Below are 510 nucleotides of genomic sequence, written 5' to 3' on the forward strand. Positions count from 1 at the left end.
CGTGATCGGGGTGCTCGGGAACCTTGACGCCCCAGTCGAACGACGTCCTCGAGATCGACAGGTCGCGCAGGCCGCCGGAGACGAAGCTGACCACCTCGTTGCGCCGCACCTCGGGCGCGATGAAGTCGGGGTTCGCCTCGTAGTGGGCCAGCAGCTTGTCGGTGTACGCCGACAGCCGAAAGAAGTAGGTCTGTTCCTCGGTCCAGGTCACCGGTGTGCCGGTTTCGACGGCGATCCGCGTCCCGTTCACCACCTCGGTCTCCGATTCGACGAAGAACCTCTCGTCGCGCACCGAATACCAGCCCTCGTACGTGTCCAGGTAGATGTCGCCGGCGGCGGCCATCCGCCGCCAGATCTCCTTGGACGCCTCGTGGTGGTCGGCGTCGGTGGTGCGGATGAACCTGTCGAAGGAGACGTCGAGCCGCTCCTGCAGCCGCTGGAACACGTCGGAGTTGCGGCGGGCCAGTTCGGCGGTGGGCAGCCCTTCGGCGGCGGCGGCCTGCGCGACCT

The 510-nt window shown here is 67.5% G+C and carries 1 protein-coding gene; it reads right to left on the reverse strand.

Annotation, left to right across the window (positions count from 1 at the left end; translation table 11 throughout):
• Positions 1-510, reverse strand: a 510-nt coding sequence (locus tag A5673_RS18900) for a class I tRNA ligase family protein (RefSeq protein ID WP_156748373.1), incomplete at both ends; no start/stop codon positions are given.

The sequence above is a fragment of the Mycobacterium sp. E3198 genome (genome assembly GCF_001667015.1).
Taxonomy (GTDB): domain Bacteria; phylum Actinomycetota; class Actinomycetes; order Mycobacteriales; family Mycobacteriaceae; genus Mycobacterium.